Origin of the sequence: Streptomyces actinomycinicus (genome assembly GCF_016741775.1) — a bacterium.
Taxonomy (GTDB): Bacteria; Actinomycetota; Actinomycetes; order Streptomycetales; family Streptomycetaceae; genus Streptomyces; species Streptomyces actinomycinicus.
The window spans coordinates 176,412-199,580 of the sequence record NZ_JAERRK010000008.1 but is presented as its reverse complement, the minus strand read 5'-3'; the positions used below and the strand labels follow the sequence as shown (position 1 = coordinate 199,580).

Annotated in this window: 19 protein-coding genes; 15 read left to right on the top strand and 4 right to left on the bottom strand. The window is 71.5% G+C overall.

Annotation, left to right across the window (positions count from 1 at the left end):
* Positions 1-5: 5 nt before the first annotated feature.
* From JK359_RS18620 to JK359_RS18575, 10 genes are all read left to right on the top strand, one after another.
* On the top strand, positions 6-1,274 hold the full coding sequence (locus JK359_RS18620) for a cytochrome P450 (protein WP_201836946.1): 1,269 nt from the start codon (positions 6-8) through the stop codon (positions 1,272-1,274).
* 417 nt (positions 1,275-1,691) lie between these two features.
* A complete protein-coding gene (locus JK359_RS18615; RefSeq protein ID WP_307788170.1) occupies positions 1,692-4,169 on the top strand; it encodes a SpoIIE family protein phosphatase in 2,478 nt (825 codons plus the stop codon).
* 114 nt (positions 4,170-4,283) lie between these two features.
* Positions 4,284-5,573: a bifunctional 3-oxoadipate enol-lactonase/4-carboxymuconolactone decarboxylase PcaDC gene (pcaDC, locus tag JK359_RS18610; RefSeq protein ID WP_201836945.1), complete on the top strand. Its 1,290-nt coding sequence runs from the start codon at positions 4,284-4,286 to the stop codon at positions 5,571-5,573.
* 35 nt (positions 5,574-5,608) lie between these two features.
* Positions 5,609-6,244, top strand: a complete 636-nt coding sequence (locus JK359_RS18605; RefSeq protein WP_201836944.1) for an MBL fold metallo-hydrolase — start codon at positions 5,609-5,611, stop codon at positions 6,242-6,244.
* 105 nt (positions 6,245-6,349) lie between these two features.
* Positions 6,350-7,129, top strand: coding sequence for an exodeoxyribonuclease III (locus JK359_RS18600; protein ID WP_201836943.1), 780 nt, complete (start codon positions 6,350-6,352; stop codon positions 7,127-7,129).
* A 15-nt stretch (positions 7,130-7,144) separates the two neighbouring features.
* Positions 7,145-7,564, top strand: a complete 420-nt coding sequence (locus JK359_RS18595; protein ID WP_201836942.1) for a DUF6278 family protein — start codon at positions 7,145-7,147, stop codon at positions 7,562-7,564.
* Between the two features lie 136 nt (positions 7,565-7,700).
* Complete coding sequence (locus tag JK359_RS18590; protein ID WP_201836941.1) at positions 7,701-8,444, top strand: amino acid ABC transporter ATP-binding protein; 744 nt, start codon at positions 7,701-7,703, stop codon at positions 8,442-8,444.
* A gap of 17 nt (positions 8,445-8,461) precedes the next feature.
* Entirely contained in the window at positions 8,462-9,373 is a 912-nt protein-coding gene (locus tag JK359_RS18585; protein ID WP_201836940.1) for a glutamate ABC transporter substrate-binding protein, read from the top strand.
* An 11-nt stretch (positions 9,374-9,384) separates the two neighbouring features.
* Positions 9,385-10,029 (top strand): amino acid ABC transporter permease, encoded by a 645-nt coding sequence (locus JK359_RS18580; protein WP_201836939.1) that lies wholly within the window; start codon positions 9,385-9,387, stop codon positions 10,027-10,029.
* Complete coding sequence (locus JK359_RS18575; RefSeq protein WP_201836938.1) at positions 10,026-10,904, top strand: amino acid ABC transporter permease; 879 nt, start codon at positions 10,026-10,028, stop codon at positions 10,902-10,904. The genes JK359_RS18580 and JK359_RS18575 overlap by 4 nt, the downstream gene beginning before the upstream one ends.
* Before the next feature lie 47 nt (positions 10,905-10,951).
* On the opposite strand, the gene JK359_RS18570 is transcribed toward JK359_RS18575, so the two are convergent.
* Together JK359_RS18570 and JK359_RS18565 are read right to left on the bottom strand one after the other, a co-directional pair.
* Positions 10,952-12,517, bottom strand: a complete 1,566-nt coding sequence (locus tag JK359_RS18570) for an alpha/beta fold hydrolase (protein ID WP_201836936.1) — start codon at positions 12,515-12,517, stop codon at positions 10,952-10,954.
* A 124-nt stretch (positions 12,518-12,641) separates the two neighbouring features.
* Complete coding sequence (locus tag JK359_RS18565; protein ID WP_201836934.1) at positions 12,642-13,388, bottom strand: hypothetical protein; 747 nt, start codon at positions 13,386-13,388, stop codon at positions 12,642-12,644.
* A gap of 142 nt (positions 13,389-13,530) precedes the next feature.
* Between JK359_RS18565 and ggt the strand changes: the two genes are divergently transcribed.
* Positions 13,531-15,333 (top strand): gamma-glutamyltransferase, encoded by a 1,803-nt coding sequence (gene ggt / locus JK359_RS18560; protein ID WP_201836932.1) that lies wholly within the window; start codon positions 13,531-13,533, stop codon positions 15,331-15,333.
* 144 nt (positions 15,334-15,477) lie between these two features.
* Here ggt and JK359_RS18555 read toward each other — a convergent pair whose 3' ends face one another.
* Together JK359_RS18555 and map are read right to left on the bottom strand one after the other, a co-directional pair.
* The gene (locus tag JK359_RS18555; RefSeq protein WP_201836930.1) at positions 15,478-18,015 is read right to left on the bottom strand and encodes an ATP-dependent Clp protease ATP-binding subunit; all 2,538 of its coding nucleotides are present in this window, start codon (positions 18,013-18,015) and stop codon (positions 15,478-15,480) included.
* Positions 18,016-18,273: 258 nt separating this feature from the next.
* Positions 18,274-19,050, bottom strand: coding sequence for a type I methionyl aminopeptidase (gene map / locus JK359_RS18550; protein ID WP_201836928.1), 777 nt, complete (start codon positions 19,048-19,050; stop codon positions 18,274-18,276).
* 54 nt (positions 19,051-19,104) lie between these two features.
* Here map and JK359_RS18545 point away from each other — a divergent pair, with 54 nt between their 5' ends.
* The 4 genes from JK359_RS18545 to JK359_RS18530 all read left to right on the top strand — a co-directional run bounded on the left by JK359_RS18545 (position 19,105) and on the right by JK359_RS18530 (position 23,158).
* Positions 19,105-19,356 (top strand): helix-turn-helix domain-containing protein, encoded by a 252-nt coding sequence (locus tag JK359_RS18545; RefSeq protein ID WP_201836927.1) that lies wholly within the window; start codon positions 19,105-19,107, stop codon positions 19,354-19,356.
* A gap of 174 nt (positions 19,357-19,530) precedes the next feature.
* Entirely contained in the window at positions 19,531-20,820 is a 1,290-nt protein-coding gene (locus tag JK359_RS18540) for a hypothetical protein (RefSeq protein WP_236678056.1), read from the top strand.
* Between the two features lie 206 nt (positions 20,821-21,026).
* On the top strand, positions 21,027-21,869 hold the full coding sequence (locus JK359_RS18535) for a nitrilase-related carbon-nitrogen hydrolase (RefSeq protein ID WP_201836925.1): 843 nt from the start codon (positions 21,027-21,029) through the stop codon (positions 21,867-21,869).
* Positions 21,866-23,158: an aspartate aminotransferase family protein gene (locus JK359_RS18530; protein WP_201836924.1), complete on the top strand. Its 1,293-nt coding sequence runs from the start codon at positions 21,866-21,868 to the stop codon at positions 23,156-23,158. Before JK359_RS18535 ends, JK359_RS18530 begins: the two co-directional genes overlap by 4 nt.
* Positions 23,159-23,169 lie beyond the last annotated feature (11 nt).

Below are 23,169 nucleotides of genomic sequence, written 5' to 3'. Positions count from 1 at the left end.
GCTTCGTGGTCGAGGAAACCCCCTGGCAGCAGGCCCTCCGCTACGCCAACCGCGCCAATCCGTACCCCTTCTACGAGGAACTGCGCAAGACGCCGGTGGCGCGGCAGCCGGACGGAACCTACGTCGTCAGCACCTACCGGGAGATCGTGGCGCTGTTGCACGACCCCCGGGTCAGTTCGGATCCACGGAAGTGTCCCGTCCCGGCCGCCGCTCGGGCAGAGGGCTCGGCGGAGCCCGCTGCCGAGCCGATCAGGGAAGTGCTGACCGAGCCGAGCATCATCACCTGCGATCCGCTCGAGCATGACCGTGACCGCCGGATGATGATGCCGCACTTCGTCGGCCCGCCCCATGCGCCCCACCTGATCTCCGACCTGGAGCCCGAGATCCGCCGTATCGTCGGCGATCTTCTGGACGGTATGAGGGGCAAGACCCGCATCGATGCCGTCGACGACTTCGCCTATCCCCTGCCGGTGACGGTGATCTGCAAGGTTCTGGGCGTGCCGCTGGAGGACGAGCGACGCTTCCACCACTGGATCGAGACGGCCCTGGACGCTTTGGACTTCGGTCCCGAGGCCGCCTCCGAGGAGATCCGGAGCCGCCAGGCCGGGGGCCGCCAGGCCGTGCGGGAGTTCGGGCAGTTCGCCGTCGAGCTGCTCGACCGGTACGCCCGACAGCCCGGCCCGGGCATGCTCTCGGCACTGGTGCACGAGGACGGCCCGGAGGGGCGGATGTCCAAGGGCGTACTCGCGAGCAACGCCCTGCTCCTGATCTTCGCGGGGCACGAGACCACGGTCAACCTCATCGCCCACAGCGTGCTCACCCTGCTACGGCACCCCGACGCGCTGGAAGAGCTTCGCCGCCGACCGGAGTTGATCGTGCCCGCCGTGGAGGAGCTGCTGCGCTTCGAGTCGTCCGTCCAGTTCTGGCACACCCGTTCCGCCGTGGAAGACATCGACATCGCCGGCACCACCATCCCGAAGGGGGCACCGATCTTCCTGGCGTACGGCTCGGCGAACCGCGACCCCGAACGGTTCACCGACCCCGACGCACTCGACCTCGAACGCACCGACAACCAGCACCTCGGATTCAGCCAGGGCATCCACTTCTGCTTCGGCGCTCCGCTCGCACGGCTCGAGGTCCAGGTCGCGGTCGGCGAGTTCGTCCGCCGGGTGCAGAATCCCCGGCTGGTCGAGGACCCGCCGCCGTACCGGCACAACCAGATCTTCCGCGGCCCGCGCCACGTCCTCGTCGACATCGACGGCATCCGAGACTGACCAGCGTTCGCGTGAGGGATCGCCCTGCGGGCCTTGCAACTCGTCGGTTGGCGGCAACCGCCCGAGCTGCGCGAGGTACCGGTGCCCGAGCCCGGCCCGGGCCAGGTCCTGGTGAAGGTCGCGGGTGCCGGTGCCTGCCACTCTGCACATCATGACAGCCATGCCTGCGAGGGCCGCCACCTGCGCGTTCACCTGTGAGGCCACGTGGCGGCTGAGCTGCAGGCCGTGAGCCTGACTTTTCAATCATGTTTGAGGGTCTTGACGCCGAAGTCGGCATATCTGACTATTTCATCATAAGTAGACACATTCTCTACTGATCCATGTGTCGCACAGTGTGCTGCTCACCCGGACATCGCCGTTCACCACGGCTGCACACAGGGCCGCCCGGCCAGGCCGACGCTCCTACCTTCCGCACCGATGGGACAGACCGCGATGACCAGCACGGACCACACCCTCCTCGCCGAGCCGGTGAGCCCACCTGAGACGCCCGATGCCGCGATCGCGATGCTCGATGCGGAGGGCATTGTGGTGGGGTGGACGCAGGCTGCGCAGCAGCTCGTCGGCTACCCGGCCGGGGAGGTGGTGGGCCGGTACGCCACACATGTGCTGCCGCCCCCCGAGGAGGCGACGAGCGCGTCCACCTTCGCCGAGGAGCACCGGGCGCAGGCTGGCTGGTCGGGGACCGTAGCGATACGCCACCGCGACGGCCACACGCTCAGGATGACGCTGCGGGTCTCGCTGCTGCGAGGGCAGGACGCAGGCACCCGGTGGCTGGTGTCCGTCACGGACATCGATTCCTTGTCCTCGGGAGCGACCGGGGGACCGGTGCGGGAGTCGCTCCTCGCCCGAGTCCCGATCGGCGTCGTCGTCTACGACCCGCGGCTGCGCTGTGTCTGGGCGAGCGACGCCATGGAGCGTTATGACGGCGTGCCTTGGCACCGGCGCTTCGGGCGTGGCCTCAAGGACTCGCTGCCCGCTGTCGAGGCCGAGGCGCTCGAGGTGGTGATGCGGCAGGTGCTGGAGAGCGGGACCACGAGAGTGCACGAATACCGGGCATGGCCACCGACCGACCGGCGCCGTGAACATGCGTTCTCGGTTTGGTTCTTCTGCCTCCAGGGCGCGGACGGCACGCCCACCGGTGTGTGCTCCATGACCGTGGACGTCACCGGAAACCGGCGGGCGCGCGAGCGCCTCGCCATCCTCAGCGAGGCCGGTACGCGCATCGGCAGCACTCTCGACGTGATGCAGACCGGGCAGGAACTGGCAGATCTCGCCGTACCCCTCCTGGCCGACCACGCCCTCGTCGACCTGGTGGAGTCGGTTCCGTTCGGCGTCGAGCCCTCGGCTCGGATCGGCACGACGAGCGGCCGTCCGCCGCTGATGCGCCGTGCCGGTCTGGCCTCCGTCGACCTGGGTGTCCTGGAGTTGCCGTGGGCCCGCGAAGAGGTGGTGCACGCCCACCCGGACTCACCCTTCACGGCCGCCGTACGTACGGGCCGGTCCTACCTGGAGCCGGTGCTGAACACCCATTCCGGCCCCTGGGTCGACCACGACCCGGTGCGGGCGCAGAAGGTACGCGACAGCGGTGTCCACTCCTTGATGGTGGTGCCTATCCGCGCGCGGCGCTGTGTGCTGGGGCTGGCGCTGTTCGGTCGCTCCAGGGAGGAGACGCCCTTCCAGGAGGACGACCTGCTCCTCGCCGAGGAACTGGTCACCCGGGCGGCACTCAGCCTGGACAACGCGCTCCAGTACGCACGTGAACGCACTGCCGCCCTCACTCTGCAACGAGACCTGCTGCCCCACCGGGTGCAGGGCGGTCCCGCGGTCGAGGTCGCCTCGCGCTATGTGCCGGCCGACATGGACCACGGTGTGGGAGGTGACTGGTTCGACGTGATCGAGTTGTCCGGTGCCCGGGTGGCCCTGGTCGTCGGCGATGTGGTGGGACACGGCATCAAGGCAGCGGCGACCATGGGCAGGCTGCGCACCGCCGTGCGTACGCTCGCGGACCTCGACCTGCCCCCCGACGAACTGCTGGCGCACCTCGACGACACGGTCCGGCGGCTGAACGACGACGACACCGACGATTCAGGCCAGGCCCCCGCGGTGGTCGGTGCCACCTGTCTGTACGCCGTCTACGACCCGGTCACCCGACGCTGCACGCTGGCGCGGGCCGGGCATCCACCACCCCTGATCATCGACGCACAGGGCAGGGTCACCATCCCCGAACTGCCCGCCGGGGCCCCACTGGGTCTGGGTCTCGGCCTGGTGCCGTTCGAGTCCGTGGAACTGGACCTGCCCGAGGGCAGTGTGCTCGCCCTCTACTCCGACGGCCTGGTCGAGTCCCGTGACGAGGACATCGACGTCGGCGTGCAGCGCCTGGGCTCCGCCCTGGCGCTGCCCGGTGCCTCCCTGCAGGACTTGTGTTCGCGGGCGACGGAGAACGTGTCGGCTCAGGCACCGGCCGACGATGTCACCTTGCTCCTTGCGCGGACCCGCGCGCTGCCACCAGCCCAGGTCGCCTCCTGGGACCTGCCCGACGAACTCGTCACCGTCCCGACGGCCCGGCGTCTCGCCGCCCGCCAGCTCCGTGACTGGGGTCTGGAGCCGCTGGTGGCGACCGTCGAGTCGCTCGTCGGTGAAATGGTCTCCAACGCGATCCGCCACGGTGACGGCCCGAGCCGCCTGAGGCTCATCCAGCACCGGGCGCTCACTTGCGAAGTCTCCGACGCCAGCACAGGTCAGCCACGCCCCCGCCATCCCGGCACCCTCGACGAGCACGGCCGCGGCCTGTACCTGGTGGCTCGGCTGTCGCGCAGGTGGGGTTCCCGCTCAGCAGCGGACGGCAAGGTCGTCTGGGCCGAACTGGACCTGCCATCCACAGCCGCCGCCCCCTGAGCGCCGACAGCCGCCGGAGGATCCCCTTCTCCCGAAGCCGTGAACCCTCCTGAGACCTGTGCAGTCGCAACCCCTGTCATAGGGGCAGTCGTGAGACGTGAGAGGGTCTGGGGCGTGAGTGAGACACCCCCGTACACCCTGCAATACCGCTTTGACGGGCCAGAAGACGCTCCGGTCCTGATCCTGGGTCCCTCACTGGGTACCACATGGCACATGTGGGACCGCCAGGTGCCGGAGCTGGCCAAGCAGTGGCGGGTCTTCCGGTTCGATCTGCCAGGGCACGGCGGCGCCCCGGCCCACCCGGCCGGGGCGGTCGCCGAGCTGACCGCCCGGCTGCTGGCCACGCTGGACGCGCTCGGCGTGCAGCGCTTCGGCTACGCGGGCTGTGCGCTGGGCGGCGCGATCGGCATCGAACTGGCCCTGCTGCACCCCGAACGGCTCGCCTCGCTCGCGGTGGTCGCGGCCTCGCCGCGCTTCGGCACCGCCGACGAGTTCCGGCAGCGCGGGGTGGTCGTGCGGACGAACGGGCTCGAACCCATCGCCCGCACCGCGCCCGAACGCTGGTTCACCGGCGGATTCGCCGCCGCGCAGCCCGCCATCACCGAGTGGGCCGTCCAGATGGTGCGCACCACCGACCCGGGGTGCTACATCGCGGCCTGCGAGGCGCTCGCCGCGTTCGACGTACGGACCGAGCTGGGCCGGGTCGGCGTGCCGACGCTCGTGCTCGTCGGCTCCGACGACCGGGTCACCGGGCCCGCGGAGGCCCGCACCCTGGTCGCCGGTATCCCGGACGCCCGGCTCGCGGTCGTCCCCGGCGCCTCCCACCTGGTGCCGGTCGAACAGCCGGCCGCCGTCACCGACCTGCTGGTGCGCCACTTCTCGAGCGCCTGGCAGCAGCAGTTCGACACCGGCCAGACCGTCCTGCCGAACGCCGCCGTGCCGGTCCCGGCCGCGCCGCCGCAGCCCGCACCGGTCGCCGAGATCGCGCCGGCCGCCGTACCGGCGGGGCCCGCCGGTACGGCGCCCGACCGGTACGAGACCGGGCTGAAGATCCGCCGCGAGGTGCTCGGCGACGCGCACGTGGACCGGGCACTGGCGCAGGCCGGCGAGTTCTCCGGGGACTTCCAGGAGTTCGTCACCCGCTACGCCTGGGGCGAGATCTGGGACCGGCCCGGCCTGGACCGCCGTACCCGCAGCTGCATCACGCTGACCGCGCTGGTCGCCGGCGGCCACCTGGAGGAGCTGGCGTCCCACACCCGGGCGGCGCTGCGCAACGGGCTGACCCCGGACGAGATCAAGGAGGTGCTGCTCCAGGCGGCCGTCTACTGCGGGGTGCCGGCCGCTAACCGTGCGTTCCGGGTGGCCCAGCAGGTCGTCCAGGAGGAGACCACGCCCGCAGGATGAGACGCGGGCCACCGGCTTGGGCAGGATGGTGAGACATGAAGCTCACGAAGAAGTCCCACGCCTGTGTCCGGCTGGAGAAGGACGGGCGGACGCTCGTCATCGATCCCGGCGGTTTCAGCGAACAGGACGCGGCGGCCGGCGCCGACGCCGTCCTGATCACGCACGAGCACCCGGACCACTTCGACGAGGGCCGGCTGCGAGCCGCCCTGGAGGCGAACCCGGCCGCCGGGGTCTGGACCCTGAAGGCCGTCGCGGACCAGATCGCGGCGGCCTTCCCGGGCCGCGTGCACACCGTCGGCCACGGTGACACCTTCACCGCCGCCGGCTTCGACGTGCAGGTCCACGGCGAGCTGCACGCGGTGATCCACCCCGACATCCCGCGCATCACCAACGTCGGCTATCTGATCGACGGCGGCAAGGTCTTCCACCCCGGCGACGCCCTCACCGTCCCGGATCACCCGGTGGAGACCCTGATGCTCCCGGTGATGGCGCCGTGGAACAAGATCTCCGAGGTCATCGACTACGTCCGCGAGGTCGGCCCGCAGCGCGCCTACGACGTCCACGACGCCCTGCTCACCGACCTCGCCCGCCCGATCTACGACCGCCAGATCGGCGCCCTGGGCGGCACGGACCACCAGCGGCTCACCCCCGGCGCGTCGGCGGAGGTCTGAGCGCGGCACCGGGGGCGGGCGGCGGTCCGAGCGCCGGCCGGGGTGCCGGCGGTGGTCCACGCGCGGGCGGCGGCGTTGTCACACCCGCCGGGTAGGTTGTGAGGCATGCGCATCGCTACCTGGAACGTGAACTCGATCACCGCCCGCCTCCCGAGGCTGCTGGCCTGGCTGGAGAGCAGCAACACCGACGTGCTGTGCCTCCAGGAAGCCAAGATCGCCGAGGAGCAGTTCCCGTTCGGCGCGCTGCGCGAGCTGGGCTACGAGGCGGCGGTCCACGCGACCGGCCGGTGGAACGGCGTCGCGGTGCTCTCCCGCGTCGGCATCGAGGACGTGGTCAAGGGCCTGCCCGGCGACCCGGGCTACGAGGGCGTGACCGAGCCGCGCGCCATCTCGGCCACCTGCGGCCCGGTCCGCGTCTGGTCGGTGTACGTGCCGAACGGCCGCGAGGTCGACCACCCGCACTACGCGTACAAGCTCCAGTGGTTCGAGGCCCTGAAGGCGGCCGTGCACGGGGACGCGCAGGGCAGCCGCCCGTTCGCCGTGCTCGGTGACTACAACGTGGCGCCGACGGACGACGACGTCTTCGACCCGGCCGCCTTCGTCGGCTCCACCCACGTCACCCCGGCCGAGCGCACGGCCCTCGCCTCCCTGCGCGAGGCGGGCCTGGGCGACGTGGTGCCGCGCCCGCTGAAGTACGACCACCCGTTCACGTACTGGGACTACCGCCAGCTCTGCTTCCCGAAGAACCGCGGCATGCGCATCGACCTGGTCTACGGCAACGAGCCCTTCGCGAAGGCCGTCAAGGACGCCTACGTCGACCGCGAGGAGCGCAAGGGCAAGGGAGCGTCCGACCACGCGCCCGTGGTGGTCGACCTGGACGTGTGATGCCACGCTGTGTCCATGCACCTTCCGTTCCTGGGCTCAGGGCACAAGAAGAGCGGTGACGTGGCGCTGCCCGCCGACCCCGAGGCGGTCGCGGCGCTGTTGTCCGAGTGCGAGCTGCTGCGCTCGCAGGCGGCCCGGGCGGGAGTCCGCCTCGACGACACCCCGGACTCGCTGGAGGCGCTGGACCAGATGGACCCGCGCTGGCGGGACGACGCCGACATGCTGTCCTGGCTGGGCCATGACGCCGGACTGTATCTGGGCACGGTCGTGGTGCGGACCGTGCCCGGCGCCGCCTGGCAGCTCCGCCCCGACGGCGACCCCGTCGTACGGCTCGTCTCCGGCCGCGCGGTCGACGTCGTGCCGGCCGGTCTGGAGTGGGCGGCGAGCGGGGTGCCAGAGCTGTCCCAGCTGTACGCCGAGATCGCCGAGGGCTGAGCCCCGCCGGCCGCCGCGCCACCCCGCTGGCGTAAATACGGCTAATGCCCGGAAGGTGCGTGTCGTCCGTCAACTCCTCTGACGGCTGGATAGGTTGCGGCAACCACGACACAGCTGAGAGTGAGTAGGGCTGCGGATGGCCGTCGATCCGTTGATCGAACTCCGGAACGTCAACAAGTACTACGGGGAGCTGCACGTCCTCAGGGACATCGACCTCACCGTGGGCAAGGGTGAGGTGGTCGTGGTCATCGGCCCGTCGGGGTCGGGCAAGTCGACGCTCTGCAGGACGATCAACCGGCTGGAGACGGTCCAGTCCGGCACCATCACCCTCGACGGGCAGCCGCTGCCCGAGGAGGGCAGGGCCCTCGCCCGGCTCCGCGCCGAGGTCGGCATGGTCTTCCAGTCCTTCAACCTCTTCGCCCACAAGACGGTCCTGCAGAACGTCTCCCTCGCCCAGGTCAAGGTCCGCAGACGCAGGCAGGACGACGCCGACCGCCGCTCCCGTGAACTCCTCGACCGGGTCGGCCTGCTGGACCAGGCCGCGAAGTTCCCCGCCCAGCTCTCCGGCGGCCAGCAGCAGCGTGTCGCCATCGCCCGCGCGCTCGCCATGGAGCCCAAGGCGATGCTCTTCGACGAACCCACCTCCGCCCTCGACCCCGAGATGATCAACGAGGTGCTGGAGGTCATGCGGAAGCTCGCCCGCGACGGCATGACCATGATCGTCGTCACCCACGAGATGGGCTTCGCCCGGGCCTCGGCCAACCGGGTCGTCTTCATGGCCGACGGCCGGATCGTCGAGGACCGCAGCCCGGAACAGTTCTTCACGAACCCGAATAGCGACCGCGCCAAGGACTTCCTGTCCAAGATCCTCAAGCACTGACCCGGGGAGTGCGACCCGTGTTCCGTACCACCCGTGCGCCCCGCGCCCTGTGTGTGCTCCTCGCCCTGCTGGCCACCGCCTGCGGAAAGGAGGGCAGCCCGCCGGGTAAGGGCCCGGCGGCCGAGAAGCTCCCGCACTACCGGGTGGCGAAGGACTTCCGCCTCCCGGACTCGCCGACCTGGACCCGGGCGAAGAGGCGCGGCTACTTCACCGTCGGCGTCAAGGAGGACCAGCCCTACCTCGGCGAGAAGGACCCGGCCACCGGCGCCTACTCCGGCTTCGACATCGAGATCGCCAGAATGATGTCCGCCTCCCTCGGCCTGCCGCCGGGGCGCATCCACTTCCGCACGATCGCCTCCGCCAACCGCGAAACCGCCCTGCAGAACGGCCAGATCGACTACTACGTCGGCACCTACACCATCAACGACAACCGCAAGAAGCTCGTCGGCTTCGCCGGTCCCTACTACCTGGCCGGCCAGTCCCTCCTCGTACGCAAGGACGAGAACGACATCCACGGCCCCCAGGACCTCGCCGGCAAACGCGTCTGCTCCGCGGCGGGTTCGACCCCGTACCAGCGCATCAGGACCGACTACCCGAAGGCGGTCCTGGTCGCCTACGACACCTACTCGGTCTGCGTCGACAACCTCCTCACCTACCAGGTCGACGCCGTCACCACCGACGACGCCATCCTCATCGGCTACGCGGCCAAGGTCCCCGCCGAACTCGAGGTCGTCGGCAGGCCGTTCTCGGAGGAGCCGTACGGCATCGGCCTCCCGCGCGGCGACGACGCGCTGCGCTTCGCCCTCGACGACGCACTGGAGGCACGCGAGAAGAACGGCGACTGGAAGAAGGCGTACGAGGCGACGCTCGGCCTGTCCGGCGTGCCCGCCCCGCAACCGCCGCCCATCGACCGCTACCCGGCGAGCTGAGCGAGGACGGCGTGAACGTACTGACCGACAACTTCCATACCTACGCCGAAGGTTTCCTCGGCACCCTCGAACTGACGCTCTACGCCTCCCTGCTGGCCCTCGCCCTGGGTTTCGTGATGGCGTCCTTCCGGGTCGCGCCCGTCCGCTCCCTGCGGGTCTTCGGCACCGCCTGGGTCACCGTGCTGCGCAACACCCCGCTCACCCTCCTCTTCTTCGCGGTGCTGCTGGGGCTGCCCCGGTTCGGACTCGTCCTGCCCTTCGACGTGTTCGCGGTCCTCGCCCTCGGCTGCTACACCTCGGCGTTCATCTGCGAGGCGCTGCGCGCCGGCATCAACACCGTGCCCACGGGCCAGGGCGAGGCGGCCCGCAGCCTCGGGATGAGCTTCGGGCAGACCCTGTCGCTGGTGGTGCTGCCGCAGGCGTTCAAGTCGGTGATCCCGCCCGTCGGCTCCACCCTCATCGCGCTCGCCAAGAACTCCGCGATCGCGGGCGCGTTCAGCGTGACCGAGCTGCTGGGCACGTACAAGACGATCAACGAACTCGGCTACAACATCGTGTGGACCTTCGTCTGGATCGCCGTCGGATACCTGATCATCACGCTCGCCATCAGCGCCCTGTTCAACCTGCTGGAGCGGAAGTACGGAGTCGCCCGATGACCGAGGCCACCGCGCTCTACGACGTCCCCGGCCCGCACACCCGCCGCCGGCATGCCGTCTACGGTGTGCTGTCGACGGCCGTCATCCTCGCCCTCGTCGCCTGGCTCCTGTACCTGCTCTTCGACACCGGCCAGTTCACGTACACCAAGTGGATGCCCTTCGCGTACGAGGGGGTCCAGGAGCTGCTGCTGCGCGGGCTGGGCAACACCCTCAAGGCGTTCGCGTTCGCCGCCGTCCTCTCCCTCGCCCTCGGCGGGCTGCTGGCCGCCGGGAGGCTGTCCGACCACCGGACGGTGCGCTGGCCGGCCACGCTCGTCGTGGAGTTCTTCCGCGCGATGCCGGTGCTGGTGATGATCTTCTTCATCTTCGTGGCGCTGAAGGTCCAGCCGCTGCCCGCGCTGGTCGCCGGGCTCACCCTCTACAACGGCTCGGTGCTCGCCGAGGTCTTCCGTTCGGGCGTGAACGCCGTCGAACGGGGGCAGCGGGAGGCCGCGTTCGCGCTCGGGATGCGCAAGACACAGGTCATGGTGCACGTGCTCGCCCCCCAGGCCGTGCGTGCCATGCTGCCGGCCATCATCAGCCAGCTGGTGGTCGCCCTGAAGGACACCTCCCTCGGTTTTCTCATCACCTACGAGGAGTTCCTCCATGCCGGAAAACTCATCGCCTCCAACCTCGACTACGATTTGCCCTTCATCCCCGTGGTGATGGTGATCTCGCCGATCTACATCGGGATGTGCATGCTGCTCTCGTGGTTCGCCGGCTGGGTGTCCCGCCGTGAGCAGCGCAGCCCCAAGACCGAGGCCGTGGTTCCCGCCACGGCCGGCCCTGGGGCGCTGCTGCCGGGTGGGGAGCCCCCCATGGCCCCGAGACCGTAGGGGGCGGCAGTTCACACGGGCCAGGCTCGTCCGGCGGCAGCCGGAGATCACTGCTCGCCGAGTGGGACGGACACGTACGACGGGTCGTCCGCGGGCGAGGAGAAGGTCAGCTGCGCGCCGGACGGGTTGTGCTCGATGTACAGCGGGTCGACGGTGTCGACCACCAGCGCGAGGCGGTGCCCGGCGGGGACGTCGTAGGCCGTGGAGTACAGGTCCAGGTCGACGTCGAAGGACGCGCCGGGCGTCCGCCCGTGCCAGGTGTAGGGCGCGTGGGTGACCAGCTTGCCGAGTCCGAGCGGGCCCACGTCGTACAGGTAGGCGACGAGGGTGCCGCTCTCGGCGGTCGGGGTGAGCGTGGTGTGCAGCGTGGCGGTGCCGCGCACCCGCTGGGCGCTGCCGTACCGCTCCGACTGCCAGACGGCCGCCCAGCGGCGCGGGAGCAGCGGCATCGAGGCCATGGGCGGCAGCTGGGCGACCTGGTCGAGGATGCTGGAGAGGAAGACGATCCCGCCGTCCGCGCCGGAGTCGACGTTCGCGTGGATGGTGGGGGAGCCCGGCAGGGCGATCTTGTTCCGGGTGGCGGTGACCGACTTCCAGTCCGGGTAGCCCTCGTATCCCCCCGAACTGCGGGGCTTCAGACGGACCGGCTGCTCGCGCTCGATGCCGTTGTCGGCGCCCTTGAGGTAGTGGTCGAACCAGCGCTCGGCGTCCGTCCACACGTCGTTGGGCAGTCCGAACAGGCCGGTCAGCTCCGGGGTCGCGTGGTCGCCGGGGCGCAGCTCCAGCCGCTTCGGGACGGTCAGCTTCTCGTAGAAGGACGCGTACTGGTTCGCGGGGAAGACGGTGTCGCCCCAGGCGTTGGCCAGCATGACCGCGGCGCCGTTGCTGTTCAGCTGGTCGACGTAGGTCGCGGCGGAACGTTTCCGCCCCCAGTCGATCATCTCCTGCTCCTTCGACAGGTTCGAGGAGTACAGGTTGTCGAAGATGGCCCGCAGTTCGGGACTCTCACGGCCGGTGAGGGTGGCCGCGCCGTCCAGGACGGCTGCCGCCTGGAGGTGCTGGGTGCGGCCCGAGTAGATCGAGTCGATCAGGTCGGCCCAGCCGCTGAGCGCGGCCACGGCCTTGATGCGTTTGTCGTGCGCGGCGGCGAGCAGGCTGATCCCGGCGCCGTAGGACACCCCCGCCATGCCGATGTGGTCGGCGTCGGCGGGCGTGTGGGCGAGGGCCCAGTCGATGACCTTCGAGGCGTCCGCTGTGTCGGGCGGACCGGCCACTTCTATCCGGCCGCCGGACTGCCAGAAGCCCCGCACGTTGTAGGCGAGCACCACATAGCCGGAGTCGGCGAGTTTCCGGGCCTGGGCCAGGTACTCCACCTGCGGCAGACCCCAGCTCGTGGGCAGCACGATGAGCGGGTACCTGCGCGTGCCGTCGGCACCCTGGGGCGTGAGGACGTTGGCCTTCAGCACGGTGCCGCCGTCGCCGGTGATGTCGACGAAGCGCACGGACGGGGCGGCCTCGGCGGCCGGCGCCACGGCGACGACGGTGCCGGCGATCAGCGCCGCCGAGACGGCTCCCGCGGCGGAGGTGCGCAGGGTGGTGCGCCCGTGTCCCATGGGTCACTCCTTCACTCGTGTCAGTGCAAAGTGACCCGACGGTAACCGCGCCGCCTTACCGCAAGTAACCCGTCGGTAAGTTACGTACGGGTAAAGATTGTTGATCGCGGAGACTGTTGAACCGTCAGTCTGCCGCCGCGGCGGCCGGTTCCGGCAGCGGCGTCTGTGCCGCCCGCGTGACGTCCGCGACCAGCTCGACCACGTCGGGCCCGTACGCCTGCGAGTTGACCACCTTCAGCAGCAGGACGAAGGAGCCGTTCCCGTGCTTGCGGGCAAGCCGCTCGTGGTGCCGGGCGAGGTAGCGGGTGGCGGCCTGGTTGGTGATGGCCCGCTGGCCGCAGAAGAGGAACACCGGGCGGGCGTCGTGCCGCCCGCCCGCGGTGAGCCGGGCGAGCAGCACGTACTCGCTCTTGCCGCCGTCCATGCGGTAGTCGTTCCCGCCGATCCGGAAGGCACCCAGCTCCGGTCCCGCCTCGGCCTCGACGTTGATCCGGACACCCGGCAGCAGGGAGGAGAGGTGCGCCGCCATCCGGCGGTTCGAGGCGGGACCGCCGAGGCAGAACTCCGTGCGTTCGCCGAACCCCTGCTGGGTGGCGTCGTGCGCCACGACCTGCGCGTGCGCGTTGCAGTCCTTGATGAGGGCGGACAGCTCCAGCAGGGCGAACACGTCGTGCCGCATCACCGACAACTCGGGCCCGCCCGCGTTGCGGTTGACCACCAGAAGCGACTCGGAGTGGTCCGGCAGCCCGAAGAAGACCTGCTTGCGCCGCAGTCTTCGCCGCCACAGGTACGTACGGGCGAGCCAGCCCAGCGAGGCGGAGACGCCTGCGGCCATGACGCCCAGGACGATGTTGCGCACGTCGTCGTTCATGGCCGCGCATGGTAGCGGGCCGGGGCGACCGGTACGTACCCGTGTTCGAGGTGTGACGGTCGTGTGGCAGGACCCCGAGGCGTACTGTCGGTGGTACGGCAATCTCGTTACGCTGCGCGGACTGTCCCGACGGGAGGTTCGGATGGGTCGTCCTGGTACGCGGAAACTGGCGGTCCTCGCGGTCTCGGCCGCAGTGGTGTCGGTGGGAGCGGCGGCGCCGCCCGCCGCGACGACGAGCGAGAAACCCACGAAGGTTCCCGTGGCCGTCGGCTACGGCGGCGCCGTGTCCAGCGTCGACGCGGACGCCTCCGCGGCCGGCATCGAGGTGCTCCAACACGGCGGCAACGCGGTCGACGCGGCCGTCGCCACCGCCGCCGCCCTGGGCGTCACCGAGCCCTACTCGGCCGGCATCGGCGGAGGCGGCTACTTCGTCTACTACGACGCCAAGTCCCGCACGGTGCACACCGTCGACGGCCGCGAGACCGCACCGCTCAGCGCGGACTCCGACCTGTTCACGGAGAACGGCAAGCCGCTCGCCTTCGCCGACGCCGTCAGCAGCGGCCTGAGCGTCGGCACCCCGGGCACGCCCGCCACCTGGCAGACGGTGCTGGACGAGTGGGGCAGCAAGCGGCTCGGTACGGTCCTGAAGCCGGCAGAGCGGATCGCCCGCGACGGCTTCACGGTGGACGACACCTTCCGCGCGCAGACCGCGTCCAACGAGACCCGGTTCCGCTACTTCCCGGACACCGCGAAGCTGTTCCTGCCGGGCGGCAAGCTCCCCGTCGTCGGCTCGACGCTGAAGAACCCCGAACTCGCCCGCACCTACGAGGAGCTGGGCCGCAAGGGCACCAGCGCGCTCTACCGGGGCGACATCGGCGACGACATCGTCGAGACGGTCGAGCACCCGCCCGTGGACCCGGCCTCCGGCTGGAACGCCCGCCCCGGCAAACTCGCCGAGAAGGACCTCGCCGTCTACCGCGCCAAGCTGCAGGCGCCCACCAGGACCGCGTACCGCGGCCTGGACGTGTACTCCATCGCGCCGTCCTCCTCCGGCGGCACGACCGTCGGTGAGGCCCTCAACATCCTGGAGGGGACGGACCTCTCGAGGGCGAGCGAGGTGCAGTACCTGCACCGCTTCATCGAGGCCAGCCGCATCGCCTTCGCGGACCGCGGGCGCTGGGTCGGCGACCCCGCCTTCGAGGACGTACCGGCCAGGCAGCTGCTGTCGCAGCGGTACGCCGACTCGCGGGCCTGCCTGATCAAGGACGACGCGGTTCTCGGCAGCCCGCTCGCACCCGGCGACCCGCGCCACCCGGCGGCCTGCCGCCACGGCGGCACCGCGGCCCCGACGACGTACGAGGGCGAGAACACCACCCACCTCACCGTGGCCGACAAGTGGGGCAACGTCGTCGCGTACACGCTCACCATCGAGCAGACCGGCGGCAGCGGCATCACCGTGCCGGGCCGCGGCTTCCTGCTCAACAACGAGCTGACCGACTTCTCCTTCGCCCCCGCCAACCCGGCGGTGCACGACCCGAACCTGCCGGGCCCGGGCAAGCGCCCGCGCTCCTCGATCTCGCCGACGATCGTCCTGGACAAGCACGGCAAGCCGGTCGTGGCCCTCGGTTCGCCCGGCGGAGCGACCATCATCACCACCGTGCTGCAGACGCTCACCGGCTTCCTGGACCGGCACCAGCCGCTGGTCGACGCGATCGCCGCACCCCGCGCCAGCCAGCGCAACGCGGCCCAGACCGAACTCGAACCGGCCCTCTACGACAGCGACCTGAAGGCCCGGCTGGAGGCCATCGGGCACAGTTTCAAGCAGAACCCGGAGATCGGCGCGGCCACCGGCGTGCAGCGGCTCCCCGACGGCAGGTGGCTGGCCGCCGCCGAGAAGGTACGACGCGGCGGCGGCTCGGCGATGGTGGTGGATCCGGCACCGTAGCGGAAGACCGGAGCCCCGGGTGCACCCCGGGTGCACGGCGACGGGTGCACCCCGGGTGCACGGTGGCCTGTGGGTTCCGGCACCCGGACGGACCGTCCGGGCACCGTGGTGGACCGTCCGGGCACCGTGCTGACCGGTTCGGCGTCACAACTCCGGCGCGGGCGGCCGGGCTTCCTCGACGCGGAAGTCCAGCCGCCCGTCCTTCGCGTCCACCGTCACCCGGCTGCCCGCGCCGATCGTGCCGTTCAGCAGCAGCCGGGACAGCTGGTTGTCGACCTCCCGCTGGATGGTGCGGCGCAGCGGCCGGGCGCCGTACTCCGGCTGGTAGCCGCGCTCGGCGAGCCAGTCGACGGCCGCGCTCGTGAACTCGACCCGGACGCCCTGCCCGTCCAGCAGCCGCCGGGTGCTCTCCAGCAACAGATCGGTGATCTGCCGCAGTTGCTCACCGGTGAGCTGGCGGAAGATCACGATCTCGTCGATGCGGTTGAGGAACTCCGGCCGGAAGTGCTCGCGCAGCGGCCTGAGGATCTGCTCCCGCCGGGCCTCCTCGTCGGCATCCGCACCGCCCGGCCCGAAACCGATGCCGGCGCCGCGCCGGGTGATCGCCTCGGAGCCCAGGTTGCTGGTCATCACGATCACCGTGTTGGTGAAGTCCACGGTCCGGCCCTGGGAGTCGGTGAGCCGGCCGTCGTCCAGGACCTGCAGCAGGATGTTGAACACGTCCGGGTGGGCCTTCTCCACCTCGTCGAGCAGGAGCAGCGAGTACGGGTGCCTGCGCACCACCTCGGTGAGCTGTCCGGCCTCCTCGTGACCGACGTAGCCGGGCGGGGCGCCGACCAGCCGGGAGACGGTGTGCCGCTCCTGGTACTCGCTCATGTCCAGGCGGACCATGCGGTCCTCGCTGCCGAACAACGCCTCCGCCAGGGCCCGGGCCAGCTCGGTCTTGCCGACGCCGGTCGGCCCGAGGAAGAGGAAGCTGCCGATCGGCCGGTGGGGGTTCGCGAGCCCGGCGCGGGAGCGCAGCACCGCCTCGGAGACCACGGCGACGGCCTCCTCCTGGCCGACCACCCGCTGGTGCAGGTGCCCCTCCAGGCCGAGCAGCCGTTCCTTCTCCTCCTGGGTCAGCCGGCTGACCGGGATGCCGGTCTGCCGGGACACCACCTCGGCGATGGCCTCGGCGGTCACCTCCAGCTGCCCCTCGTCGGCCTTGTCGTCGTCGCTGGCCTGCGCGATGCGCTCCTTCAGCTCGGCGATCCGGTCGCGCAGCTGCTTGGCCTGCTCGTAGTCCTCGTCCGCGACCGCCTGGTCCTTGTCCCGGGCCAGCTGCTCGACCTCGCGCTCCATCGCGCGCACGTCCGTGCCCTTCGTCCGGGCACCGAGCCGGACCCGTGCGCCGGCCTGGTCGATCAGGTCGATCGCCTTGTCCGGCAGCCGCCGGTCGGTGAGGTACCGGTCCGACAGCTCGACGGCGGCGACCAGTGCCTCGTCGGTGTACTGGACCTGGTGGTGGGCCTCGTACCGGTCGCGCAGCCCGCGCAGGATCTCGATCGTGTCCTCGACGGTCGGCTCGGGCACGAGGATCGGCTGGAACCGGCGGGCCAGCGCCGCGTCCTTCTCGATCCGGCGGAACTCCTCCAGCGTGGTCGCGCCCACGATGTGCAGCTCGCCGCGGGCGAGGGCGGGCTTGAGGATGTTCCCGGCGTCCATCGCGCCGCCCTCGCCGCCGGTACCCGCCCCGACGACGGTGTGCAGCTCGTCGATGAACACGATCAGCCGGTCGGAGTGGGCGCGGATCTCCTCCACGATGTTGTTCAGCCGCTCCTCGAAGTCGCCCCGGTAGCGGGTGCCGGCCACGACCCCGGTGAGGTCCAGGGCCACGACCCGGCGTCCCGCCAGGATGTCCGGGACGTCCCCGTCGACGATCCGCTCGGCCAGGCCCTCCACGATCGCCGTCTTGCCGACGCCCGCGTCACCGATGAGCACCGGGTTGTTCTTGCCGCGCCGCGACAGCACCTCGATGGTCTGCTCGATCTCCGTGTCCCGGCCGATGACCGGGTCGATCCGGCCCTCCCGGGCCAGTTCGGTCAGATCGCGGCCGTACTTGTCCAGGGTCGGCGTACCGGTCGGCCGCTGCCGCTCCGGGCGCGGCTGCGTGCTCTCCGGGGCCTCGGGCGGCAGGGCACCCGGCGAGAAGCGGGCCGCGTTCAGGATGTGCCCGGCCGCCGAGTCGGGGTTTGAGGCCAGCGCGCTCAGCACATGCTCGGGGCCGATGTACCCGGCGCCGCTCGCCCGCGCCATGTCGTGAGCGTCCAGCAGCGCCCGCTTGACCGCCGGGGTCAGCGACAGCGAGGTCGGCGGGGGCACCTCGCCCGGCGGGTGCTGGATAGGGCCGGCCCGGTCGTCGATCTCCGTCGCGAGCGAGTCGGGATCCGCGCCCGCCCGGCTGAGCAGACTCCGGGTGGGCTCGGCGGACACCGCCGCCCGCAGCAGGTGCTGGGTGTCCAGGTCCCGGCTGCCGTGCTCGGCGGCGTACTGGGCGGCTCCTCTGACCAGCTCCCGGGCCGGCTGGCTGAGCAGGCGGCCGATGTCGATGTGACGGGGCCGGCCGGTTCCGCCCACGGCTCCGCCGAAGAAGCGGGCCAGGTATTCACCGAAGGGGTCAGGAGGGTAGCCGTCGGTCATGGCGTTCCGTTCCTTCGCTGGCGACGTGCGGAGCGGCCGGGTAACCCGGGGGCGGGTTGCTCATGCCCACGATGTCACGATCCGTGGGGGCGGGCATGTTCGCCCACCGGGGCCGGTGTGCCGGTGCCGCGACGGCCGCCGGCGCGTCGCGGCCCGTCGCGCTGCCCCCGGCGCGCCGCGACGGGACGTCCCCGCCGCCAGGATCCGGGGACCGCTCTCCGCGTGCCGTCAGGGCGCGGCGGCCGTTCTCCGCCCGCCTCAGCCGGATTCCCGTGCCGTCAGGATCCGGGGACCGCTCTCCGTGATCGCCACCGTGTGTTCCACGTGGGCCGCCCGGGAGCCGTCGTTCGTCCGCAGCGTCCAGCCGTCGCCCGCCTCGTGGTACGCGTCGTCGCCGCTCGCGATCAGCATGGGCTCGATGGCGATGACCGTGCCGGGGCGCAGCGGGAAGCCGCGGCCGGGGCGGCCCTCGTTCGGCACCTCGGGTTCCTCGTGCATGCGGCGGCCGATGCCGTGGCCGCCGAAGCCCTGCGGGATGCCGTAGCCCGCCGTACGGCAGATCCGGCCGATGGCGTGTGCGATGTCGCCCATGCGGTTGCCGGGCACGGCCGCCTCGATGCCCGCGGCCAGGGCCCGCTCGGCCGTCTCGATCAGCCGGACGTCGGCCGGGCGCGGCAGGCCCACCACGAAGCTGATCGCCGAGTCGCCGACCCACCCGTCCAGCTCCGCGCCGCAGTCGACGGAGAGCAGGTCGCCGTCGCGCAGCCGGTAGCGGTCCGGGATGCCGTGCACGATCGCGTCGTTCACCGAGGCGCAGATCACCGCCGGGAAGGGCGTCGGGGCGAAGGAGGGCCGGTAGCCGAGGAACGGTGAGGAGGCGCCCGCCTCGCGCAGCACCTCCCGGGCGACCTCGTCCAGCTCCAGCAGCGAGACACCGACGCGTGCGGCCCGCCGCACGGCCGTCAGGGCCCGGCCGACCACCTGGCCCGCCGCGTGCATCGCGTCGATCGACGTGTCCGTCTTCAGTTCCACCATGCCAATTACTATACCGGTATTTGAATGGGCGCGCCCGGCAGGCAGAATGGGGGCATGGTGCGCACCCCCCTCACCCCCGAAGAGCGTGAACGCGGCGAGCGGCTCGGGCGGCTGCTGCGCGAGGCGCGCGGCGGCCGGAGCATGGCCGATGTCGCCGCCGAGGCGGGCGTCTCGGCCGAGACGCTCCGCAAGATCGAGACGGGGCGCGCGCCGACACCGGCGTTCTTCACGGTGGCCGCCCTCGCCGGGGTCCTCGGCCTGTCGATGGACGAACTGGTCACGCGGTGCGCACTGGTGGCCGCCTGACGCGCCCGAGGGGCGGTCGCCGGCCGCTGCCCCGAGCCTCCTTGGTGCGCTGCCCGCGCCCTGCCGGAAAACTCTCCGTAGCAGTCCCGTAACACAACTGGTGTTGCCTGGCTGGCGAAGTGCTGGCGGCCGGGTGGGAGCTGGACGATGGCGGAGCATCAACTCTCCGGAGGTATGGGGGAGTTCGCGAGCTACCTGGACGGCCTCCTGGCCCGCCTCGACCAGGGCGCCGGCTGGAGCGGGGTCTTCTGGCGACGCGACCCCGACGGCATGCGGGCCTGTCTGGACGGGCGTGAGGTGCCGCCATGGGACGTCCTGGAGGCCCTGCTGGAGGACCTGGCCGGGGTGTACGGTCCCGCCGCCGCGTCCGCCGAACGGGAAAGGGCCCGCGCACTGCACGCCGCCGCGCTCACCGCCTGCGACGCCCGGCCCGGTGCCCGGGACGCCCTGGCCGGCCGGCTCGAGGACATGCTCCGGGAGCTGCGCGGCGCCGCGGAACGCCATGCCGAGCTGAGCCGCCTGCTGTCCGCACCGGCCTCCGCCGAGGAGGCCGAGGCGCTGCGCCTCGACCTCGCCTGGGCCGACGACGACCACCGGCGGGCCGCCGCGCGCTGCGCCGAACTCCGGGCGAGACTCGCGGCGTCGGAGAGGGGGCGGGAGAGTGCCCGGGCCCCCCAGGACGATTCCGGTGCGCGCCCGCCCGCCGCCGCGCCCGCCGCACCCCGCAGGCGCCGCCGCGGCAGTGCCCGGTTCGCAGGGCTGGCCGACGAGGACGGGGCGGGGCCGGCCGTCGCACCGCAGGCACCCGCGGCCGCCGTCGCCCCAGCGGCCGACGGGCGCGGGACGCCGCGCGGAGCCAGGTTCGCCGGAGCCGGGGAGCCGCCCCGGCAGGTGGCCCGGGAGGCGGGGGCGTCCGGCGACCGGGTGGCCGACGCGGCGGTCCGCGAGGAGGTCGGCCTGGTCGTGGAACGGCTGGCGCGGCTGCGGTCCGAGGGTCGTACCGGGGAGGCGCACGTGCTACTGGTCGAGGCCGCCCGGTGGCCCGCCGGCCGGCTGCCGCCGCTCGCGGACGCCCTGCACCGGGCCGGACTCGGCGCCGACTGGGCCACACTGCTCTGGGAGGCCGCCTCACTGCCCGCCGAACGGCTGGTCGAGACCGCCGACGCGCTCGCCGCGGCCGGACGGGACGGCGACGGACGGCAGCTGCTGCGGCAGGGCGTGGCGCGCCCGGCCGAACAGATCGGCGCGGCCCTGCTCCATCTGGACGGCGCGGGCCGGCACCGGGAGGTGCGCGCCCTGCTGGACGCCTGCGTGCGCGTGCGCACGGCCGAGGAGGCGGCCCGCTGTGCCGCCGCCGGGCCCCGGCGCCTCGTCCCGCTGCTGCTGGAGGCGGCGCTCGCCGTCTCCGCCGAGCGGCACTGGGACCTCCTGCACGCACTGCGCGTCGCCGGACACGCCACGTGACCGCAGCAGGTCGGAATGGTCGCGCAATGCCCCGTTCTGTCCTCATGCCCGGTAGATCCGGTCACCCGCAGGAGTGTGAAACGTGATCGACTCCGCGGGTTGACGACGATGGTCTTGGCAAGGGCCTCGGGGAGGCTTACGTTCGTGCCTCTACGGGCCGTTTCTACGTGCGTAGAGGCTCTGACGTCCCGTCGAAGGAGCAGCTCATGGCCAACGTCGTCCGCGCCGCTCTGGTCCAGGCCACCTGGACCGGCGACACCGAGTCCATGGTGGCGAAACACGAGGAGCACGCCCGCGAGGCGGCCCGCCGGGGAGCGAAGATCATCGGGTTCCAGGAGGTCTTCAACGCCCCCTACTTCTGTCAGGTCCAGGAGCCGGAGCACTACCGCTGGGCGGAACCGGTGCCCGAGGGTCCCACCGTCCGCCGGATGCGGGACCTCGCCCGCGAGACCGGCATGGTGATCGTCGTACCGGTCTTCGAGGTCGAGCAGTCCGGCTTCTACTACAACACCGCCGCCGTGATCGACGCCGACGGCTCCTACCTCGGCAAGTACCGCAAGCACCACATCCCGCAGGTCAAGGGCTTCTGGGAGAAGTACTACTTCAAGCCCGGCAACCTCGGCTGGCCCGTGTTCGACACCGCCGTCGGCAAGGTCGGCGTCTACATCTGCTACGACCGGCACTTCCCCGAGGGCTGGCGCCAACTCGGGCTGAACGGCGCCCAGTTGGTCTACAACCCGTCCGCCACCCACCGGGGCCTGTCCGCCTACCTGTGGCAGCTGGAGCAGCCGGCCGCGGCCGTCGCCAACGAGTACTTCGTCGCCGCCATCAACCGGGTGGGACAGGAGGAGTACGGAGACAACGACTTCTACGGGACGTCCTACTTCGTCGACCCGCGCGGGCAGTTCGTCGGGGAGACCGCCGGCGACACGGCGGAGGAACTCCTCGTCCGCGACCTCGACTTCGACCTCATCGCGGAGGTGCGGCAGCAGTGGGCCTTCTACCGTGACCGCCGTCCCGACGCCTACGAAGGGCTGGTCCAGCCGTGAACGACCTCTACTCCCGCCACCGCAGGGTCCTGCCCGACTGGCTCGCCCTCTACTACGACGCCCCCCTGGAGATCACCCACGGCGAGGGACGGCACGTCTGGGACTCGGCCGGACGCAGATACCTCGACTTCTTCGGCGGCATCCTGACCACGATGACCGCGCACGCGCTGCCCGAGGTGACCAAGGCGGTCAGCGAGCAGGCCGGCCGCATCATTCACTCCTCGACCCTCTACCTCAACCGGCCCATGGTCGAACTCGCCGAACGCATCGCCCAGCTGAGCGGCATCCCCGACGCCCGGGTGTTCTTCACGACCTCGGGGACCGAGGCCAACGACACCGCCTTGCTGCTCGCCACCGCCCACCGGCGCAGCAACACCGTCCTGGCCATGCGCAACAGCTACCACGGCCGGTCCTTCAGCACCGTCGGCATCACCGGCAACCGCGGCTGGTCCCCGACCTCGCTGTCCCCCTTGCAGACCCTGTACGTCCACGGGGGCGTGCGCACCCGCGGGCCCTACGCCCATCTGGACGACCGCGCCTTCATCGACGCCTGCGTCGCCGACCTGAGGGACGTCCTCGGCCACACCCGGCCACCCGCCGCGCTGATCGCCGAACCCGTCCAGGGCGTCGGCGGCTTCACCGGCCCGCCGGACGGGCTCTACGCGGCCTTCCGTGAAGTGCTCCAGGAGCACGGGATCCTGTGGATCGCCGACGAGGTGCAGACCGGATGGGGCCGTACCGGCGAGCACTTCTGGGGCTGGCAGGCGCACGCCCGCAGCGGCCCGCCGGACCTCGTCACCTTCGCCAAGGGCATCGGCAACGGGCTGTCCATCGGCGGGGTCATCGCCCGCGCCGAGATCATGAACTGCCTGGACGCCAACAGCATCTCCACCTTCGGCGGCACCCAGCTCACCATGGCCGGCGGCCTCGCCAACCTCAACTACCTCCTGGAACACGACCTCCAGGGCAACGCCCGGCGCGTGGGCGGGCTCCTCATCGAGCGGCTCCGGGCCGTCGGCGCCCAGCTGCCCGGCGTACGCGAGGTGCGCGGCCGCGGGCTGATGATCGGTATCGAGCTGGTCAGGCCCGGCACCGACGAGGCGGATCCGCGGGGCGCCGCCGCCGTCCTGGAGAGGGCCCGGGAGGGCGGACTGCTCATCGGCAAGGGCGGCGGACACGACACCAGTGCGCTGCGGATCGCCCCGCCGCTGTCGCTGACCGTCGCCGAGGCCGAGGAGGGCGCGGCGATCCTGGAACACGCCCTGCGCACCACCTATCCGACCGGCTGAGGCACCCGCAC

Bases quoted from the DNA above. Each gene is read 5' to 3' on its own strand.
- JK359_RS18535 (WP_201836925.1), top strand. From the start codon at position 21,027: ATGGCCAACGTCGTCCGCGCCGCTCTGGTCCAGGCCACCTGGACCGGC.
- JK359_RS18570 (WP_201836936.1), bottom strand. From the start codon at position 12,517: ATGGGACACGGGCGCACCACCCTGCGCACCTCCGCCGCGGGAGCCGTC.
- JK359_RS18540 (WP_236678056.1), top strand. From the start codon at position 19,531: ATGGGGGAGTTCGCGAGCTACCTGGACGGCCTCCTGGCCCGCCTCGAC.
- JK359_RS18600 (WP_201836943.1), top strand. From the start codon at position 6,350: ATGCGCATCGCTACCTGGAACGTGAACTCGATCACCGCCCGCCTCCCG.
- JK359_RS18605 (WP_201836944.1), top strand. From the start codon at position 5,609: ATGAAGCTCACGAAGAAGTCCCACGCCTGTGTCCGGCTGGAGAAGGAC.
- JK359_RS18575 (WP_201836938.1), top strand. From the start codon at position 10,026: ATGACCGAGGCCACCGCGCTCTACGACGTCCCCGGCCCGCACACCCGC.
- JK359_RS18615 (WP_307788170.1), top strand. From the start codon at position 1,692: ATGGGACAGACCGCGATGACCAGCACGGACCACACCCTCCTCGCCGAG.
- map (WP_201836928.1), bottom strand. From the start codon at position 19,050: ATGGTGGAACTGAAGACGGACACGTCGATCGACGCGATGCACGCGGCG.
- JK359_RS18555 (WP_201836930.1), bottom strand. From the start codon at position 18,015: ATGACCGACGGCTACCCTCCTGACCCCTTCGGTGAATACCTGGCCCGC.
- JK359_RS18545 (WP_201836927.1), top strand. From the start codon at position 19,105: ATGGTGCGCACCCCCCTCACCCCCGAAGAGCGTGAACGCGGCGAGCGG.
- JK359_RS18565 (WP_201836934.1), bottom strand. From the start codon at position 13,388: ATGAACGACGACGTGCGCAACATCGTCCTGGGCGTCATGGCCGCAGGC.
- JK359_RS18590 (WP_201836941.1), top strand. From the start codon at position 7,701: ATGGCCGTCGATCCGTTGATCGAACTCCGGAACGTCAACAAGTACTAC.
- ggt (WP_201836932.1), top strand. From the start codon at position 13,531: ATGGGTCGTCCTGGTACGCGGAAACTGGCGGTCCTCGCGGTCTCGGCC.
- JK359_RS18595 (WP_201836942.1), top strand. From the start codon at position 7,145: ATGCACCTTCCGTTCCTGGGCTCAGGGCACAAGAAGAGCGGTGACGTG.